The sequence below is a fragment of the Actinomadura chokoriensis genome (genome assembly GCF_041463665.1).
GTDB classification, from domain to species: Bacteria; Actinomycetota; Actinomycetes; order Streptosporangiales; family Streptosporangiaceae; genus Spirillospora; species Spirillospora chokoriensis_A.
Window position 1 is genome coordinate 21,877 of record NZ_JAXCEJ010000038.1, and the last position, 15,859, is coordinate 37,735.

Genomic DNA, 15,859 nt, shown 5'->3' on the forward strand with positions numbered 1-15,859 from the left:
CGAAACCCAGGATCATGGCATGATCGGCGAATTTCGTCGCTAATGTCTCTCAAATAGCCGGCGGGGTTTCGGGAGGTCGTGGTGCAGCGGAGGGTTTCCGCAGGAGTCCGGGCAGGCGCGGGGATGGCGGGAGTCCTGCTCCTCCTCACGACCGCCTGCAGCGGGGGCGAGAAGGACGCCGGCGTGACCGTCGGGGAGAAGGGGGACGCGAACGCCCCGCAGGTGACGATCAACCCGGGGAACGGCAACACCAAGGCCAAGCCGGAGGACGGCGTGGTCGTCACGGCCGCGGGCGGCACGCTCGAACAGGTCACCGTCACCCTCAAGGGCAAGCCGGTGGCCGGCGCCATGGCCGACGACAAGACCACCTGGAAGTCGCGCACGTTGCGCCCCGGGGCCAAGTACCAGGTCACCGCGGTCGCCAAGAGCCCCCAGGGCAAGTCGACCACGGTCAACGCGACGTTCGCCACGCTGAAGGCGGCGAACCAGCTGCAGATCGTCGACGTCTCGCCGAGCAGCAACGAGAAGGTCGGCGTCGGCATGCCGATCCAGGTCGTCTTCAACCGCGCGGTCGGCGACAAGAAGGCCGTGGAGAAGGCCCTGGAGGTCAAGTCCGCCAAGCCCGCCACCGGCGCGTGGTACTGGATGAGCGACACGACCGTCGTCTTCCGCACGAAGAACGGCCAGTACTGGCAGCCCAACCAGAAGGTGGCCCTCAAGGCCAAGCTGGCCGGCGTCAAGTCCGGCAAGCGGACCTACGGCATGGCCGACTTCACGCGCACCTTCCGCATCGGCGACTCGCACATCACGCACATCAGCACCAAGAAGAAGAAGGCCGTCGTCAAGCGGAACGGCAAGACGGTCCGGACCTGGCCCATCAGCGCCGGCCGCGGCGGCCGCGTGGTCAACGGCGTCGACACCTTCCTCACCACCAGCGGCACCCACCTGACGATGGGCAAGGAGAATCCGGCGATCATGACGTCGGAGTGGATGGGCGTCGACCCGAAGGACAAGAAGAACGGCGGCTACAAGGAGGTCATCCCGTTCGCGGTGCGGATCTCCAACAGCGGCGAGTACGTCCACTCGATGGCCGCCACCGTGTGGGCGCAGGGACGGCAGAACGTCAGCCACGGCTGCGTCAACTCCCCGCCCAAGGACGCCCGCTGGTTCTACAACTTCTCCTACCGCGGCGACCCGGTCATCATCACCGGCAGCAAGCGGGCGCTCGAGTGGAACAACGGCTGGAGCTACTACGAGATGTCGTGGAACCGGTGGGTCAAGGGCAGCGCCCTCGACCGCACCGTCTCCACCGGGTGACGCCGACCGCCGGGCGCCGTTCTCCGCGGGACGGCGTTCCGGCAGGTCGAGGTTTCCGGCAGGACGAGGTTTCCCGCAGGACGGCATGACCGCGGGGTGACGTTGACCACCGGTTGGCGTTGACCGGGTCCCCGAACGGGAAAAGCAGGCAGGAAACGGCCGTCTGCGATGGGGGACCCGGTGAACGAGCCAGCGCGACCGCTGCGACTGAGCCGCCGCGTCCGGCGCGGGGCGCATCGAGCCCTGCGCCGCGCGGCCATCTGGACGCTGCGCCCCCTGCGGTGTCGGCGGCTGCACCCGCCGGGTGAGCGGCTCCGCGTCCGGATCCTCCTGCAGAACGCGCACGGGACCGGCGGGACGATCCGCACGGTGCTCAACCTGTCCGGGCACCTGGCCCGCGACCACGACGTCGAGGTGGTCAGCGCGGTAAGGCGGAGCAAGAAGCCGTTCTTCCAGGTGCCCCCGGGCATCAAGGTGACCTACGCCGACGACCACTTCGCCCGCAGGAGCCGGACCGCCCGCCTCCTGGCCCGGCTGCCGAGCCTGCTGACCCCGGCCGACGAGGCGTCGTTCCGCCACATGAGCCTCTGGACGGACGTCCGCCTTCTGCGCGCCCTGTACGGTGCGCCGCCGGACGTCCTCATCGCGACCCGGCCGTCCCTCTGCCTGCTGGCCGCCGAGCTCGCCCCCCGCGGCGTCGCCACGATCGGGCAGGACCACATGTCCCTCGACTCCTACCAGCCCGCCCTCCTGCGGCAGGTCGTCCGCGCGTACCGGCGGCTCACCGTCCTCGCCACGCTCACCGAGGCGTCCCGCGCGGGCTACGAGCGGGCGCTCGCCGGCTCCGGCGTCCGCATCGTCCGGATCCCGAACGCGGCGCCGCCGCTGCCCGGTCCGCCGTCCCGGCGCGAGCACAAGGTCGTGCTCGCCGCCGGGCGGCTCGTCCGCACCAAGGGCTTCGACCTGCTCCTGCGCGCCTTCGTGCCGCTCGCCGCCGAGCATCCCGACTGGACCCTGCGCATCTTCGGCGGGGGAGCGCGGCGCGACCGGCTCCGCGCGATGATCGGCGAGCTCGGCCTCGACGGCAGGGCCGAGCTGCGCGGCAAGACCCCGGACCTGCCGGCCGAGATGCGGCGCGCGTCGGTCTACGCCCTGTCCTCGCGCCGCGAGGGCATGCCGATGGTCGTCATCGAGGCCATGGGCATGGGCCTGCCGGTCGTGGCGTTCGACTGCCCGCACGGCCCCGCCGAGCTGATCACCTCGGGGGAGGACGGGCTGCTCGTCCCGGCCGGCGACGTCGAGGCGCTCACCGCCGCGCTCCGCAAGCTGATCGACGACCCGGGCCTGCGCGACCGCCTCGGCGACCGGGCGCTGCGGTCCGTGCGCCGGTACGATCTGGACCGCATCGGCCCTCGCTGGTCCCGCCTCGTCGCGTCGGCCGCCCCGCGGACGCGGTCCGGGCCGCTGCGGCGACCCTGATTCTGACATCGGTGACTTCACGGGAATACTTGACGGTGTGAGTGAGGAGTCTCGCTCCGGCGCGGAACGGGCGCGGCTCGTCCTGCCGGAGCTGAAGCTGGACGATCTGCTGGCCGAGCTGCAGACGCGCCTGGACACGGCCCGCGCCACCCGGGACCGCGTGCACGCGCTGCTGGAGGCCGTGGTCTCGATCGGCGGCGAACTGGAGCTGGAGACGGTGCTGCGGCGCATCACCGAGGCCGCGACGACCCTGGTCGACGCCCGCTACGGAGCGCTCGGAGTCATCGGCGAGGAGAGGGAGCGGCTCGTCCGGTTCGTCACCGTCGGGGTGAGCGACGAGGAGATCGAGGCGATCGGGCACTGGCCGCACGGTCACGGGATCCTGGGGCTGCTGATCCGCGAGCCGCGCCCGCTGCGGCTGCCGGATCTCACGCAGCATCCGGACTCGTTCGGGTTTCCGGTGAACCATCCGCCGATGGGGACGTTCCTGGGCGTGCCGATCCGGGTGCGGGACGAGGTGTTCGGCAACCTCTACCTGACCGAGAAGGCGGGCGGCGGGGAGTTCGAGGAGGAGGACGAGGTCGTGGTGACCGCGCTGGCCACCGCGGCGGGCGTGGCGATCGAGAACGCCCGGCTGTACGAGGAGACGCGGCGCCGGGAGCGGTGGCTGGAGGCGTCGGCGGAGATCTCCACCGCGCTGCTGTCGGGCACCGGCACCGGTGAGGTCCTCGACCTCGTCGCGCGCCGCGCCAGGGAGATCGCCGACGCCCGCGTGAGCAGCGTGACGCTCGCGGACGGGACGGCCCGGGAGGCGGTGCTGGAGGCCGCCGACGGCGAGGGCGCCCACCATCTGCGGGGGAAGCGGTTCCCGCTGGAGCGCTCGGTCGCGGGGAAGGTGTTCGCCGAGGGGGCGGCGCTGCGGCTCGCCGACGGCATGGCGGCGGTGCGGGAGGCCGGTGCGCCGATGGGGCTGCCGGTCGGGCCGCTGCTGGTGGTGCCGCTCGGCACCGGCGCGTCCGCGCGCGGCGCGATCACGGTCATCAACCCGCCGGGCGGGGCGGTGTTCTCCGAGGGGACGCAGCGGCTGCTGGAGACGTTCGCCGGGCAGGCGGCGGTCGCGCTGGAGCTGGCCGACCGGCGCCGCGACACCGAGCGGCTGGCACTGCTGGAGGACCGCGACCGCATCGCCAAGGACCTGCACGACACCGTCATCCAGCGGCTGTTCGCGACGGCGATGACGCTGATGGCCGCCATCAAGATCACCCAGAAGCGGGAGGTCGCCACGCGAGTGCAGCGCGCGGTGGACGACCTCGACGACACCATCCGGCAGATCCGCTCGACCATCTTCGCGCTGCAGGCGCCGCCGGACGAGGAGTCGCTGCGCAGCCGCGTGCACGTCCTGGTCGACGCCGCCGCCGAGCGGCTCGGGTTCGCGCCGTCCGTGCGGCTCGCCGGGCTGCTGGACACCGCGGTCGGCGACGAGGTCGGCGAGCAGCTCCTCGCGGTCGTCCAGGAGGCGCTGTCGAACGTGGCCCGGCACGCCCACGCGAGCGAGGCCGCCGTGGTCATCGACGTCGGCGACGACCTCACGCTGCGGGTCGAGGACGACGGCGTCGGCATCCCCGAGGGCGGCCGCCGCAGCGGCCTGCGCAACATGCGCGAGCGCGCCGAGGACCACGGCGGTTCCTTCAGCACCCGCGCCCGGCACGGCGGCGGCACCGTCCTCGTCTGGCGCGTCCCGCTCAAGGACGCGTAGCCGCCCCGGCGTCTCAGCCGCGTTCGATCAGGCCGCGGACGTAGGCGGCCTGGCCGGCGTGCTGGAGGTCGTCGGACAGGACGCTGACCAGCCGCACGGCGAGCGTGACCGGCGGGTCCCATGCGCGGTCCACGATCCGGGCGAGGTCGTCGTCGGTCAGCGCGGACACGTGCTCCACGGTCCGGTCGTGCACGGAGTCGTGGTATCCCGTCAGCAGGTCCGCCGAGCGCACCTGGACCGCCGCCACCTCGTCGTCGCCGTGCCCGTACCCGGTGTCGGACGGGTCCAGCGGCAGGCCGAACCGGTCGGCCCAGCCGTCCGCGGTCCACACCTGGTCGGTGCCGAAGGCGTCGGCGACGTGGTCGTCCTGAACGCGGGTGAGGTGCCAGACGAGCCACGCGATCGAGTTGGCCCCCTCGGCGGGACGGTGGGCGAGCTGCCGGGAGGACAGCCCGCCGGCCGCCGCGTGGACGACCTCCTGAATCCTGTCGAAGCCGTCGGTGATGAGTTGCGCACTGGTCATTGGACGGAAGCTACCCCGTTTTGGCGAGATCCCTCAGCCCGGGCTCGGGGTGGTCGCCGCCGGGCACGCGGGAGGGCAGGCGGACCGTCACCGTGAGGCCGCCGCCGGGGCGCGGGGTCGCGGTGACCGTTCCGCCGTGGGCGGTCGCGGTCGCCCGGACGATCGACAGGCCGAGCCCGGAGCCGTGGTCCGACCGCACCCGGTCGTTGCCGAGCCGCCGGAACGGCTCGAAGATCGTCTCGACCTCGTAGCCGGGAACGACCGGCCCGGTGTTGGCCACGGCGATCTCGGCCCAGCCGTCCCGGCCGCGCGTGGTGACCGACAGTTCGCCGCCGTCGTGGTTGTGCCGGATCGCGTTCTCGACGAGGTTCTGCACCAGCCGCTCGACGAGCACGGGATCGCCGGACGTGGGCGCCGGGCCGAGCCGCCGGTCGGTGCTCACGCCGTGGGCCCGGGCCTCGGGCGCGGACAGCTCCAGGACGTGGCCGGCCACGTCCGCGAGGTCGAGCGGCGCCGCGTCCACCACGACGTTCTCGGTGCCCGCGAGCGTGAGGAGCCCGTCGATGAGCCGCTCGTGCCGGCCGTTCACCACCAGCAGCGACTCGCCGAGCCGCTTGACGTCGTCGGTGGCGTCGGGGCGGCGCACCGCGACGTCGACGAGCGTCCGGTTGATGGCGAGCGGGGTGCGCAGCTCGTGCGAGGCGTTCGCGACGAACCGCTGCTGCCCGTCGAACGCCCGCGCGAGCCGGCCGAGCATGGTGTCGAAGGTGTCGGCCAGCTCCTTGACGTCGTCGCGCGGCCCCTCGTAGGCGATCCGCTCGGTGAGGTCGTGGCTGCGGGCGACCCGCCGGGCCGTCTCGGTGATCTGGTGGACGGGACGCAGCGCCCGGTCGGCGAGCAGCCAGCCGAACCCGAGCCCGGCCGCGCCCACCAGCCCGAGCGCGATGCCGCCCTGCGTCAGCAGCGCGCTCAGCGTCTCCTGCTGGTACTCCTGCCGGCCCTTGATCAGCACCCGCTGCACGGTGGCCTGCGCGGGGTCGGCCTGCGGGGAGGGTCGCTGCGGGCCCCCCACCGGACCCGCGTCCAGCTGAAACGACTCCGTCTTGAACGCCCGGTTCAGTTCGGTGGGGGCGTCCGATCGCTGGAGGTTGTTCTGCACCAGCAGGTACGTCAGGCTCAGCAGGACGATCCCGGCGCAGAGGAACAGGCCGGTGTACAGCAGTGTGAGACGCATGCGGATCGTCGGCCGCAGCCGCTCGGTGAAGTGCGTCATGAGATCCGGTACCCCACTCCCTGGACGGTCTCGATGACCGGCGGATCGCCGAGCTTTCGGCGCAGCTTCATCAGCGTCACCCGGACGGTGTTGGTGAACGGGTCGGTGTGCTCGTCCCACACCTTCTCCAGCAGGCGTTCGGCGGACACGATCGTCCCCTCCGCGCGCAGCAGCTCGGCGAGCAGCCCGAACTCCTTGCGCGCCAGGTGCACGTACCGGCCGTCCCGGTACACCTCCCGGCGGGAAGGGTCGAGCCGGATCCCGGCCCGCTCCAGCGCCGGCGGCGCGGCCGGGCGGGCCCGCCGGCCGAGTGCCTGGACCCGCGCCACCAGCTCCTCGAACGCGAACGGCTTGGTCAGGTAGTCGTCGGCGCCGAGCCGCAGCCCGTCCACGCGGGCCGGGACGGTGACGGCGGCGGTGAGCATCAGCACCCGGACCAGGGCGCCGGACTCCACGACCGCGCGGCACACGTCGTCGCCGTGCACCACGGGCAGGTCCCGGTCGAGGACGAGCACGTCGTAGTCGTTCACGCCGAGCCGCTCCAGCGCGGCGTCCCCGTCGTAGACCACGTCCACGGCGAGAGCCTCGGCCCTGAGCCCCTCGGCGATCGAATCGGCGAGCATCCGCTCGTCCTCGGCGATCAGTACCCGCACGTCTGCCGTCCCCATGTCCCGCACTGCCGTTCCGGTCGGTCCAGCTTGGGGGAGCGAGCGTAACGCCGGCATAACGCGATCTGGTTACGCCGGGGTTACCCGCCCGGGGGTGGACTTTCGGTCGCCGCCGGCGGACCGTCCGGCGGGGACGACAGGAGAACCACCGATGCGACGGAAGACGCTCGCGATGCTGGCGCTCGTGCCGGCCCTCACCCTCGGGGTGCAGGGCTGCGGGGACGGGGAGAAGGATCCGAAGGCGGGCGGCGCCACCAAGGCCAGCGACCAGAAGAAGATGCGCGAGTTCGCCCAGTGCATGCGCGACAACGGCGTGGACATGGAGGACCCGACGGACGGCAAGATCAACATCCGGGTGTCGGGCAAGCCGGGTGAGGGCGGCCCCGGCATGGGGAACAAGGTGGACGCCGCGCAGAAGAAGTGCGCGCACCTGATGCCGAACGGCGGGAAGCCGGAGAAGCCCGACCCCGAGCAGATCGCCAAGATGCGCGCGCTCTCCAAGTGCATGCGCGACCAGGGCATCACCGAGTTCCCGGACCCCGAGCCCGACGGCCGGATGCTGCTGAGGGCGAAGAAGGGCAGCGGGCTGGATCCGGAGAGCCCGAAGTTCAAGGCCGCGCAGAGGGCGTGCGCCAAGTACGAGCCCAAGCCGCCCGGCTCGACGGGCGGTAAGTGATGCCGGGGGCCCGGGCCGTCGCGCTGGGCGCGGCCGGCGTGGTCGTCGTCTGCGGCGCCGGTCTCGCGACGGTCGGGCTGGGCGGCGGCGACGACAAGGCCGCCGCGCACAGCTCGCTGCCGCCCGCGGTGGCGCCGATCGAGCGGACCACCCTCGTCGAGACCCAGGACGTTGACGGGACGCTCGGCTACGGCGGCGACCGCACCGTGTCCGCCGCCGGCCGCGGCGTCGTCACCTGGCTGCCCGGCGCCGGGACGGTGGTCTCCAGGGGACGGCCGATGTACCGGGTCGACAACAGGCCGGTGCCGCTGCTGTACGGCAAGCTGCCGATCTACCGGACGCTGTCCGGCGGGACGGAGGGCACGGACGTCCTGCAGTTCGAACGGAACCTGAGGGCCCTCGGCTACACCGGGTTCACCGTCGACAAGACCTACAACGCCGCGACCGCCGCGGCCGTCAAGCGCTGGCAGGACGCCCTCGGCGTCGAGGAGACCGGCACGATCAGGCCGGGGGAGGCCGTCATCGCGTCCGGACGGGTCCGGGTGGCCGCGCGCAAGGCGAGCCTCGGCGACCGGCTCGGCGGCCCCGTCCTCACCTACACCGGCACGACCCGGGTCGTGACCGTCGACCTGGACGTGCAGTACCAGCGGCTCGCCAGGAAGGGGGGAGCGGTGGAGATCGAGCTGCCGTCCGGCGACACCGTCAAGGGGAAGATCAGCTCGGTCGGGAAGGTCGCCGCGGAGGGCAGGGACGACGACCAGCCCGCCACCGTCGAGGTCGAGATCGCGCTCGGCTCCCAGAAGTCGCTCGGCTCCTACGACCAGGCGCCCGTCGAGGTGCGCCTCACGGCGAACCGGCACCCCGACGTCCTCGCCGTCCCGGTCGGCGCGTTGCTCGCCCAGGGTGACGGCGGCTACGCCGTCCAGGTCGTCGACGACGGCCGGGTCCGCACCGTTCCGGTGGAGACCGGCGTGTTCACCGAGGGGCAGGTCGAGATCTCCGGGTCCGGCCTGGCCGAGGGCATGAAGGTCGGGGTGCCCTCATGACGCCCGTGGTGGAGTTGCGGGAGGTCACCAAGACCTACCCGGGCGGGGTCACGGCGCTGGACGGGGTGTCGCTGGCGGTCCGGGAGCGGGAGCTGATCGCGATCGTCGGGCCGTCGGGGTCCGGGAAGTCGACGATGCTGCACCTGCTCGGCACGCTCGACGGGCCGAGCGAGGGCACCGTGCTCGTCGAGGGCACGGACGTGTCGCGGCTGACCGACCGGAGGCTGTCGGCGCTGCGCGCCCGGCGGATCGGGTTCGTCTTCCAGCAGTTCCACCTCGCCGCCGGGGTGAGCGCGCTGGACAACGTCGCGGACGGGCTGCTCTACGGGGGCGTGCCGCTCGCGCAGCGGCGCCGCAGGGCCCGGCACGCGCTGGAACGCGTCGGCCTCGGGCACCGGCTCGGGCACCGGCCGCACCAGCTGTCCGGCGGGGAGAAGCAGCGGGTCGCGATCGCCCGCGCGGTCGTCGGGGAGCCGGCGCTGCTGCTGGCGGACGAGCCCACCGGCGCGCTGGACTCCGCGTCGGGCGCGGGCGTCCTGGAACTGCTGCGCGAACTCTCCGGCACCGGCACGACCGTCGTGCTGATCACGCACGATCGGGACATCGCCGCGCTGATGCCACGCCAGGTGCGGATGCGCGACGGCCGGATCGTCCACGACGAGGCACGGGTGGAGGCCGCGACATGACCCGGACGACCGGTGACGCGCCGGCCCGGCTCGGCCCGCGGGACGCGCTGCGCGTCGGCGCCGCCGGGCTGCGGTCCCGGCCGATGCGGGTGTTCCTGTCCGCGCTGGGCATCGCGATCGGCATAGCCGCGATGATCGGCGTGGTCGGCATCTCGACCTCCAGCCGCGCCCAGCTCCAGGCCAGCCTCGATCGGCTCGGCACGAACCTGCTCACCGCCGGGCCCGGCCGGGACATGCTCGGCGACGACGCCAAGCTTCCGGCTGAGGCGGTCGGCATGGTGCGCCGCATGCCGGACGTCGAGTCGGCGGCCGCGACGGCGAAACTGGACGACACCCACGTCTACCGCAACGACCACATCCCGGAGGGGGAGAGCGGCGGGATCAGCGTCCTCGCGGCGGACCTCGCCCTGCCGAGGACCGTCGGCCTCACGACGAGCGCCGGCACCTGGCTCAACGCGGGCACGGCCGGGTACCCGGCCGTGGTCCTCGGCGCGGACACGGCCGAGGCGCTCGGCGTGTCGACGCCGAACGTCCAGGTGTGGCTCGGCTCGCAGTGGTTCACGGTCGTCGGCGTCCTGGAGCCGAACCAGCTCGCCCCCGAGCTGGACTCCGCCGCGCTCGTCGGCTGGGACGCCGCCGCGACCCGGCTCGGTTTCGACGGCCACCCCACCACCGTCTACACCCGCGCCCACAAGGACGCGGTGCCGGAGGTGCGGGACCTGCTCGCCGCCACCGCGAGCCCGCAGGCGCCGAACGAGGTCGAGGTCAGCCGCCCGTCCGACGCGCTGGCCGCGCAGGACGCCACCGACCAGGCGTTCACCGGGCTGCTGCTCGGCCTCGGCGGCGTGGCGCTGCTGGTCGGCGGCGTCGGGGTCGCCAACACGATGGTGATCTCGGTCCTGGAGCGCCGCGCCGAGATCGGGCTGCGCCGCTCCCTCGGCGCGACCCGGGGCCAGATCAGGCTCCAGTTCCTCACCGAGTCGCAGCTGCTGGCCGCGCTCGGCGGCGTCGGCGGCGTGGCCATCGGCATCGTCGTCACCGCCGTGTTCGCGGTGACGCAGGGCTGGCCGACCGTCGTCCCGGTCTGGGCGATGGCCGGCGGAATCCTCGCCACCCTCCTCATCGGCGGACTCGCGGGTCTCTACCCGGCCGTCCGGGCGGCCCGCCTCGCCCCCACCGAGGCTCTCGCCGCACCGTAGCCGGTAAGAAGCCAGGCAGAGGATGCCGCGGCAGGCGTGCCGGGCGGCGCTGCCCCCCTTGCGCGAGCACCTCCGCTCGATTCGCGCAGGGCCGCGGGCACGTCGTCCGGCACGGCGCGCAGGACGGCCGTCCCTCACCCCGAGCCATGGAGCAGCGCCCCTGGACGTCACCGAGTCCCGTAAAGGTGTTCCAGGGCCAGTTGGTCGAGGAGTTCGAAGGCGGTGCGGCGGGCGCCGAGGGTCTCGGCGTCGGCGGTGGCGTCGCGGACCGAGCGCCAGTCCTCTCCGTCGGCGAGGGTGGGCTGGGCGAGTTCCGCGACCTTCGCCTGGCGCAGGGCGTCCTGGACGTCGGGGTCGGCGCGGAACGCGCGGACCTTCTCCCGCAGGATCAGCCAGTTGCGCATGCACGCGGCCGCCGACTCCCACACGCCTTCGTCGTCCTCGGTGCGCGGCGGCTTGAAGTCGAAGTGGATCGGGCCGTCGTAGTCGCTGTTCTCGATGAGGTCGACGACCCAGAACGCGCCGCGCGCGTTGCCGGCGCCGAAGCGGAGGTCCTGGTCGTAGCGGGGGCCGTGCTGCCCGTTCAGGTCGATGTGGAACAGCTTGCCCTGCCACAGGGCCTGGGCGAGGCCGTGCGCGTAGTTGAGCCCGGCCATCTCCTCGTGCCCGACCTCGGGGTTCAGGCCCACGTTGTCGGGGTGCTCCAGGGTCTGGATGAAGGCGAGGGCGTGGCCGATGGTGGGGAGCAGGATGTCGCCGCGCGGCTCGTTCGGCTTCGGCTCGATCGCGAAGCGCAGGTCGTAGCCCTGGTCGGCGACGTAGGCGCCGAGGACGTCGAACGCCTCCTTGTAGCGGTCCAGCGCGGCCCGGACGTCCTTGGCGGCGCCCGACTCGGCGCCCTCCCGCCCGCCCCAGCACACGTAGGTCTTCGCGCCGAGTTCGGCGGCGAGGTCGAGGTTGTCCATGACCTTGCGCAGGGCGAACCGGCGCACGTCGCGGTCGTTGGCGGTGAACGCGCCGTCCTTGAAGATCGGGTGGCCGAACAGGTTCGTGGTGGCGGTCGTGACGACGAGGCCCGTCTCGTCCAGGGCCTCGCGGAACGCGCCGACCCTCTCCCGCCGCTCGGCGGGCGAGGCGTCGAAGTCGAACACGTCGTTGTCGTGGAAGTTCACGCCGTGGGCGCCGATCTCGGCGAGCTTGCGGACGGCGCGGTCGGCGGGCATCGGCGGGCGGGTGCCGGGGCCGAACACGTCGACGCCCTGCCAGCCGACCGTCCAGACGCCGAACGAGAACCGGTCCTCGGGCGTGGGCGTGTAGGCGCTCATGGGAATCCTCCTCGGATCTGCGGGGCGGAGTCGCGCAGCGCGGCATAGCGCGCGCGGACGTCCGGCCCGGCGCGGTCGCTCGCGTGCTCGGCGGCGTGCTCGGTGGCGTGCTCGGTGGCGGGCGGCGCGGGCCACGCGGGCGGCCCGGGCGTTCCGGCGAGCGCCCATGCCGCCTGGCGGGCCGCACCCAGCGCGACGTACTCGGCGGGCTCGGGCACGGTCACCGGCGTCCCGAAGATCGCCGGGGCCAGCGTCCGGACGGCCGCGGAGCGGGCGCCGCCGCCGATCAGCAGGGTGCGGCGCGGCCGGACGCCCTGCGCGGCCAGATGGTCGACGGCGTCGGCGAGCGAGCACAGCAGCGCCTCCACCGCGGCCCGCGCCACGTTCTCCCGGGTCGCGTTCGCGGTGGTCAGGCCCGCGAGGACGCCGGTCGCGCCCGGACGGTCGGGGGTGCGCTCGCCGTCCAGGTAGGGCAGCAGCGTCACGCCGCCCGCGCCCGGCTCGGCGGCGAGAGCGAGCGCGGACAGCTCCGCCAGGGTGGCCCCGGTCATCGCGGCGGCGGCGGACAGGATCCGCGCGGCGTTCAGCGTGCAGACGAGCGGCAGGAACCGGCCGGTCGCGTCGGCGAACCCGGCCACGAGACCGGAGGGGTCGGCCGCGGGCTCGCCGGAGACCGCGAACGCCGTCCCGGACGTGCCGATGGACACCACGACGTCGCCGGGCCGCAGCCCGAGACCGAGCGCGGCGCCCATGTTGTCGCCGGTCCCCGGGCCGAGCGCCGCGCCCCAGGCGGTCTCGCCCACGCGCTCGCCGGGGCCGGCGACGCGCGGCGGCTCGGCGTCGTGGCCGAGCGCGGCGCGCAGCAGGTCGGGCAGGTAGGCGCCGGAGGCGGGGGACCAGTATCCGGTGCCGGACGCGTCGCCCCGGTCGGTGACCGGCTCCGGCGCGCCGAGCCGCAGCGTCAGCCAGTCGTGCGGCAGCATCACCCGTTCGGTGCGCCGCGCGTTGCCGGGTTCGTTCTCGGCCATCCAGCGCAGCTTGGTGACGGTGAACGAGGCGACGGGCACGCTGCCGGTCCGCCCGGCCCACGACTCCGCGCCGCCGAGTTCCGCGACGAGCGCGCGGGCCTGCGGGGCCGAGCGCGTGTCGTTCCACAGCAGCGCGGGCCGGACGGCCTCGCCCGCGCCGTCGAGCGCCACCATGCCGTGCTGCTGGGCGGCGACGGCGACCGCGTCGGCCCGCTCCAGCACCTCCCGGACCTCGCGGAGCGCGTTCCACCAGTGGCCGGGGTGGCATTCGGTGCCGCCGGGGTGCGGCGCCGACGCCTGCGCGACCACGGCGCCGTCCTCGGCGCGGCACAGCACGACCTTCGTCGACTGCGTCGAGGAGTCGACCCCCGCGACCAGGCTCCCGGCCATCCCGCACCCTTTCGCATTTCGTGAAGAGCTTGGACCAATCAACGTAGCCGCTGCCGGCACGTGATCAGCTCCGACAGGCGGGAGCCCCGTCATCCGTTCCTTCTACAAGGGCGACCCCGACTATCAGCGCGTCATCGCCTACGCCAACGGCTCGAGCCCGACCGCCCCGGTGTTCACCTACCACCGGTTCTGGGCACAGGCCGACGTGGCCCTGGCCATGGCCGGCTACGGCCGACTCTTCGACGAGTGACCAGTGCGGGGCCCGCGGTACCGCGGGCCCCGCACTCCTCGACCCGTATGCGAACATATGTTCGTGTCTGGTGTTGCCTCGATCTTGCATGCGGACCTGGACGCGTTCTACGCGTCGGTCGAGCAGCGGGATGATCCCGCGCTGCGCGGACGGCCGGTGATCGTGGGCGGGGGCGTCGTGCTGGCGGCCAGCTACGAGGCCAAGGCCTTCGGGGTGCGGACGGCGATGAGCGGCGGGCAGGCGCGGCGGCTGTGCCCGCGCGCGGTCGTCGTCCCGCCCCGCATGAGCGCCTACAGCGCGGCCAGCAAGGCGGTGTTCGCCGTCTTCCGGGCGACCACTCCGCTCGTGGAGGGGCTCTCGATCGACGAGGCGTTCCTCGACGTGGACGGGCTGCGCCGGGAGCCCGCGGACGTCGCCGTGCGGCTGCGGCGGGAGATCGCCGAGGAGGTCGGGCTGCCGATCACGGTGGGGGTGGCGCGCACGAAGTTCCTCGCCAAGGTCGCCAGCGGCGTCGCCAAGCCCGACGGCCTGCTGGTGGTGCCGCCGGACGGGGAGCTGGAGTTCCTGCGTCCGCTGCCGGTGCGGCGGCTGTGGGGGGTCGGCCCCGCCACCGCCGCCAAACTCGCGGAGTTCGGCGTCACCACGGTCGGGGACGTGGCGGAAATGCCCGAGGCCACCCTGGTGTCGATGCTCGGCCCGGGCGCGGGCCGTCACCTGCACGCGCTGGCGCTCAACCGCGACCCGCGCCCGGTGCGGACGGGGGTGCGCCGGAGGTCGATGGGCGCGCAGCGGGCGCTCGGCCGCCGCCGGCGCTCACTCCAGGAGCTGGACGCCATGCTGGTCGGGCTCGTCGACCGGCTCGGCGGGCGGTTGCGCAAGGCCCGGCGTGTGTGCCGGACGGTCACGCTGCGGCTGCGGTTCGGCGACTACGCCCGCGCCACGCGTTCGCGCACGCTGGCCCAGGCGACCGCCGACACCCCGCGGATTCTCGACGCGGCGAGGAGCCTGCTCGCCGCCGCCGCGCCCGTGATCGAGGACCGGGGGCTGACGCTGCTCGGGGTCTCGCTGGGGAACCTGCACGACGACCGGGCCGTCCAGCTCGCGCTGCCGTTCGACCAGGCCATGGCCGTGGACGACGCGGTCGACGGCGTCCGGGACCGGTTCGGCTCGTCGGCGATCACCCGCGCGGTGCTGCTCGGCCGCGATGCGGGCGTCCCGGTTCCGATGCTGCCGGATTGAGCCGTCCGGGCCGGTGCGGGCGCACCGGAGCGCACCGTCACACGGAGCGCACCGTCACCCCGCCTGGCGCGAGCCGGCGCCGACCGCGCGGGCGCGCAGCCGGCGCGTCAACCCGGGCAGGCCGGTGCGCGCGGTCCAGCGGTGGGCGGGCGCGAGCGAGGCTCCGGCGTCCAGCACCCAGCCCTGGTGTCGGCGGCCGGTGACCTCCAGCCGGACGAGCGGGACGTAGGAGTCGGCGCGGATCCCCTCGTACCCGTGCCGGACGATGGAGTAATAGATGTCCTCGGACACGACCAGCACCAGCGGCGCGAGGGTGCGCCGCAGCGCGCTCTTGGCCTCCGCCGAGTCCAGCAGGCGGAAGGCGACGTCGAGGGCCTCGCCGAAATTGCCGTGGCCGTCGCTCTGCACCTCTCCCGCATGCACGACCACGCGCACGCGAATTCGCCGGTCGCCACCGGAGGCGATCACCTGCGCCGAATTGTATTCGGCGAGGAGGGCGGACAGTATCGGCACCACCGGGTGCAGCAGCAGCGTTTTCGGGACCTCGTCGAAAGGGTGCACGAGCACGAGCGCGCCGTCGCCCCGGTCGACGTACTCCTCCCGGTACGCCCGCCCGATCCCGGCCCGGTTGAACGCCTCCTCGAGCAGCCGGTACAGCGTCCGGCGGAGTTCGGCCTTGACGGGATCGGTGCGCGTCGTGGAGCCCTCGATGTCCACCGCCAGGATCGCCCGGTACCGCGGCCGGACCCGCGCCCGGGCGCCGGCGGCGGGGAGCGGGTCCGGCCGCCGGGGCCCGGACGCGTCGACGAGCACCGGCCGCGGCGTCCCCGGCGGCGGCCCGCCGCGCACGGTCCCGCCGCGCACGGCCGTCTCTTGATTCATTTCCCCCGCGCCCCTTTCTCCGCATGGCCCCCATTGTTCGCAGTAAACGATCCTGGCATTGCACGCCTTGAGCGGCAACCCAGGCGAACCCGGACCTTCCACCGTGTTTTCCCGGTGATTGT

At 73.6% G+C, this 15,859-nt stretch carries 15 protein-coding genes; 9 read left to right on the plus strand and 6 right to left on the minus strand.

What is annotated here, in order from left to right; genetic code table 11:
* Positions 1-123 precede the first annotated feature (123 nt).
* The 3 genes from SM418_RS35885 to SM418_RS35895 all read left to right on the plus strand — a co-directional run bounded on the left by SM418_RS35885 (position 124) and on the right by SM418_RS35895 (position 4,552).
* On the plus strand, positions 124-1,317 hold the full coding sequence (locus SM418_RS35885) for a L,D-transpeptidase (protein WP_371946066.1): 1,194 nt from the start codon (positions 124-126) through the stop codon (positions 1,315-1,317).
* Between the two features lie 180 nt (positions 1,318-1,497).
* Positions 1,498-2,796 (plus strand): glycosyltransferase family 4 protein, encoded by a 1,299-nt coding sequence (locus tag SM418_RS35890; protein WP_371946065.1) that lies wholly within the window; start codon positions 1,498-1,500, stop codon positions 2,794-2,796.
* Positions 2,797-2,833: 37 nt separating this feature from the next.
* A complete protein-coding gene (locus SM418_RS35895) occupies positions 2,834-4,552 on the plus strand; it encodes a sensor histidine kinase (protein WP_371946064.1) in 1,719 nt (572 codons plus the stop codon).
* A gap of 13 nt (positions 4,553-4,565) precedes the next feature.
* Here the strand turns inward: SM418_RS35895 and SM418_RS35900 are convergent, their stop codons facing one another.
* Genes SM418_RS35900 through SM418_RS35910 form a run of 3 tightly spaced genes read right to left on the minus strand, consistent with a single transcriptional unit; the run spans position 4,566 to position 7,001 of the window.
* On the minus strand, positions 4,566-5,075 hold the full coding sequence (locus SM418_RS35900; protein WP_371946063.1) for a mycothiol transferase: 510 nt from the start codon (positions 5,073-5,075) through the stop codon (positions 4,566-4,568).
* Positions 5,076-5,085: 10 nt separating this feature from the next.
* The gene (locus SM418_RS35905; RefSeq protein WP_371946062.1) at positions 5,086-6,348 is read right to left on the minus strand and encodes a sensor histidine kinase; all 1,263 of its coding nucleotides are present in this window, start codon (positions 6,346-6,348) and stop codon (positions 5,086-5,088) included.
* Positions 6,345-7,001, minus strand: a complete 657-nt coding sequence (locus SM418_RS35910; protein WP_371946061.1) for a response regulator transcription factor — start codon at positions 6,999-7,001, stop codon at positions 6,345-6,347. The genes SM418_RS35905 and SM418_RS35910 overlap by 4 nt, the downstream gene beginning before the upstream one ends.
* A gap of 166 nt (positions 7,002-7,167) precedes the next feature.
* On the opposite strand from SM418_RS35910, the gene SM418_RS35915 reads away from it, so the two are divergent.
* Genes SM418_RS35915 through SM418_RS35930 form a run of 4 tightly spaced genes read left to right on the plus strand, consistent with a single transcriptional unit; the run spans position 7,168 to position 10,623 of the window.
* Positions 7,168-7,692, plus strand: a complete 525-nt coding sequence (locus SM418_RS35915; protein WP_371946060.1) for a hypothetical protein — start codon at positions 7,168-7,170, stop codon at positions 7,690-7,692.
* Entirely contained in the window at positions 7,692-8,738 is a 1,047-nt protein-coding gene (locus SM418_RS35920; RefSeq protein ID WP_371946059.1) for an efflux RND transporter periplasmic adaptor subunit, read from the plus strand. The genes SM418_RS35915 and SM418_RS35920 overlap by 1 nt, the downstream gene beginning before the upstream one ends.
* On the plus strand, positions 8,735-9,424 hold the full coding sequence (locus SM418_RS35925; protein WP_371946058.1) for an ABC transporter ATP-binding protein: 690 nt from the start codon (positions 8,735-8,737) through the stop codon (positions 9,422-9,424). The genes SM418_RS35920 and SM418_RS35925 overlap by 4 nt, the downstream gene beginning before the upstream one ends.
* Complete coding sequence (locus SM418_RS35930) at positions 9,421-10,623, plus strand: ABC transporter permease (protein WP_371946057.1); 1,203 nt, start codon at positions 9,421-9,423, stop codon at positions 10,621-10,623. The genes SM418_RS35925 and SM418_RS35930 overlap by 4 nt, the downstream gene beginning before the upstream one ends.
* A 167-nt stretch (positions 10,624-10,790) precedes the next feature.
* Here the strand turns inward: SM418_RS35930 and xylA are convergent, their stop codons facing one another.
* Together xylA and xylB are read right to left on the minus strand one after the other, a co-directional pair.
* Entirely contained in the window at positions 10,791-11,948 is a 1,158-nt protein-coding gene (gene xylA / locus SM418_RS35935) for a xylose isomerase (RefSeq protein ID WP_371946056.1), read from the minus strand.
* Positions 11,945-13,366, minus strand: a complete 1,422-nt coding sequence (gene xylB / locus SM418_RS35940; protein WP_371946055.1) for a xylulokinase — start codon at positions 13,364-13,366, stop codon at positions 11,945-11,947. The genes xylA and xylB overlap by 4 nt, the downstream gene beginning before the upstream one ends.
* A 91-nt stretch (positions 13,367-13,457) precedes the next feature.
* On the opposite strand from xylB, the gene SM418_RS35945 reads away from it, so the two are divergent.
* A complete protein-coding gene (locus SM418_RS35945) occupies positions 13,458-13,616 on the plus strand; it encodes a glycoside hydrolase family 48 protein (protein WP_371946087.1) in 159 nt (52 codons plus the stop codon).
* Between the two features lie 63 nt (positions 13,617-13,679).
* On the plus strand, positions 13,680-14,855 hold the full coding sequence (dinB, locus tag SM418_RS35950; protein WP_371946054.1) for a DNA polymerase IV: 1,176 nt from the start codon (positions 13,680-13,682) through the stop codon (positions 14,853-14,855).
* Between the two features lie 54 nt (positions 14,856-14,909).
* Here dinB and SM418_RS35955 read toward each other — a convergent pair whose 3' ends face one another.
* A complete protein-coding gene (locus SM418_RS35955; protein WP_371946053.1) occupies positions 14,910-15,737 on the minus strand; it encodes a hypothetical protein in 828 nt (275 codons plus the stop codon).
* Positions 15,738-15,859: the final 122 nt, after the last annotated feature.

What these genes read in the sequence shown, in the direction of transcription:
- xylA (WP_371946056.1), bottom strand. Translation starts at nt 11,948, where the DNA reads ATGAGCGCCTACACGCCCACGCCCGAGGACCGGTTCTCGTTCGGCGTC.
- xylB (WP_371946055.1), bottom strand. Translation starts at nt 13,366, where the DNA reads ATGGCCGGGAGCCTGGTCGCGGGGGTCGACTCCTCGACGCAGTCGACG.
- SM418_RS35920 (WP_371946059.1), top strand. Translation starts at nt 7,692, where the DNA reads ATGCCGGGGGCCCGGGCCGTCGCGCTGGGCGCGGCCGGCGTGGTCGTC.
- SM418_RS35905 (WP_371946062.1), bottom strand. Translation starts at nt 6,348, where the DNA reads ATGACGCACTTCACCGAGCGGCTGCGGCCGACGATCCGCATGCGTCTC.
- SM418_RS35955 (WP_371946053.1), bottom strand. Translation starts at nt 15,737, where the DNA reads ATGAATCAAGAGACGGCCGTGCGCGGCGGGACCGTGCGCGGCGGGCCG.
- SM418_RS35885 (WP_371946066.1), top strand. Translation starts at nt 124, where the DNA reads ATGGCGGGAGTCCTGCTCCTCCTCACGACCGCCTGCAGCGGGGGCGAG.
- SM418_RS35930 (WP_371946057.1), top strand. Translation starts at nt 9,421, where the DNA reads ATGACCCGGACGACCGGTGACGCGCCGGCCCGGCTCGGCCCGCGGGAC.
- SM418_RS35925 (WP_371946058.1), top strand. Translation starts at nt 8,735, where the DNA reads ATGACGCCCGTGGTGGAGTTGCGGGAGGTCACCAAGACCTACCCGGGC.
- SM418_RS35915 (WP_371946060.1), top strand. Translation starts at nt 7,168, where the DNA reads ATGCGACGGAAGACGCTCGCGATGCTGGCGCTCGTGCCGGCCCTCACC.
- SM418_RS35900 (WP_371946063.1), bottom strand. Translation starts at nt 5,075, where the DNA reads ATGACCAGTGCGCAACTCATCACCGACGGCTTCGACAGGATTCAGGAG.